Source organism: Neisseria sp. P0021.S006 (genome assembly GCF_051956895.1).
On sequence record NZ_JBQCWZ010000392.1, the window covers coordinates 1 to 1,282 of the forward strand.

The window sequence follows — 1,282 nt, forward strand, 5'->3', positions numbered from 1 at the left end:
GAGGGTGTTTTCAGACGACATGGGGTTTCCTTTGTTGAAAAATATTGATGTTGTACCGATGGGGCAAAACTTCATTTTATAGTGGATTAACAAAAACCAGTACGGCTTTGCCTCGCCTTAGCTCAAAGAGAACAATTCTCTCCGGCGTCATCTGATTATTTTGAAATTGCCATTTCAATGACTTGCTCAACATAGTTGTTTTCCAAATCAATTACGTCTCCTTTTCTTTGTTTTGATATTTTTAATTCGTCATACGCGTAAAAAATAGCAATTTTTTTCCCTTCACAAAATAAATGTCTGTCGGATTTATTCATCATATACATACTTTCATTCCTTACGATGCCTTCACCATCTATAAAACTAAAACTATTCGGTATATTTCTTCGTTCCATTCCCGCTTCATATATTGACGATATCACTCCGGAAACGCTTCTGGTGATAATCTGTCCGGAATCAATATTACTCCACCATTCCTCTGATGCAAATAAGCCTTTGTCTTTTTTGATGCCAAAGATACTTTCGTCATTTAATGATAATAATCTTGTCTTTTCAATAAATTCTTTTTCTCTTTTCATGACTTTTTTAAAATCATAGATTAAATACATATCATCATCCAAAATCAAATAACTCATTTTACGTCTCCAATTTTTTCAAAATAAATAATCTGTTTCTCAAAAGTTTCTTTACCGCCAGATTTCCCCAGCCCTGTATTGACTACCCCTTTTCCTTTATTCACATGTGGTTTTCCTTGGCCTTCAAGCTTGAATTGCACTTGTGTTTTTTCAGTCCATCCCTTATTTGTGCGAGGTAAATCTGGAAAAAGTTTGCCTGTGGCTGAGTTGCCTGTGGTGCCAATCTTTTTTAAAACTTCCATAGTTCCTGGTAAGGTGTTCAAGCACCAAGTGAATCGGTTCCGTACTATCTGTACTGTCTGCGGCTTCGTCGCCTTGTCCTGATTTAAATTTAATCCACTATATTCTTGCCGTATCGCAACTGGCAACTGCTTCCGATCAGATTTGATAAGAAACAAAGCTGCCATGACGGCAAAAGGTCGTCTGAAACCTAAATTTTGGGTTTCAGACGACCTTTTTACTTGGCGGATTTATCCAATCGCCGTCATTTTTTCCGCTGTTGAATTGGCGGCGGAAAATGCGTTGTGCTATTTCAATTTGCTGTTTTTCAATGATTTGGATGATGTCGGCGGCTGCAATGCTTCAACGGCGATGTCTTTAGGGTGCGCCGCGATAAAGGATTTGGTCGCGCGCATAATTGCCTGTATGCG

At 38.4% G+C, this 1,282-nt stretch carries 2 protein-coding genes; both read right to left on the bottom strand.

Going from position 1 to position 1,282, the window contains the following annotated elements; genetic code table 11:
• Window positions 1-155 precede the first annotated feature (155 nt).
• Entirely contained in the window at window positions 156-632 is a 477-nt protein-coding gene (locus ACTHUM_RS14410; RefSeq protein ID WP_070461574.1) for a hypothetical protein, read from the bottom strand.
• Complete coding sequence (locus ACTHUM_RS14415; protein WP_070461575.1) at window positions 629-874, bottom strand: hypothetical protein; 246 nt, start codon at window positions 872-874, stop codon at window positions 629-631. Before ACTHUM_RS14415 ends, ACTHUM_RS14410 begins: the two co-directional genes overlap by 4 nt.
• Between the last annotated feature and the right edge of the window lie 408 nt (window positions 875-1,282).

Excerpts from the sequence above, each read along its gene's own strand:
- ACTHUM_RS14410 (WP_070461574.1), bottom strand. The coding sequence starts at position 632 with ATGAGTTATTTGATTTTGGATGATGATATGTATTTAATCTATGATTTT.
- ACTHUM_RS14415 (WP_070461575.1), bottom strand. The coding sequence starts at position 874 with ATGGAAGTTTTAAAAAAGATTGGCACCACAGGCAACTCAGCCACAGGC.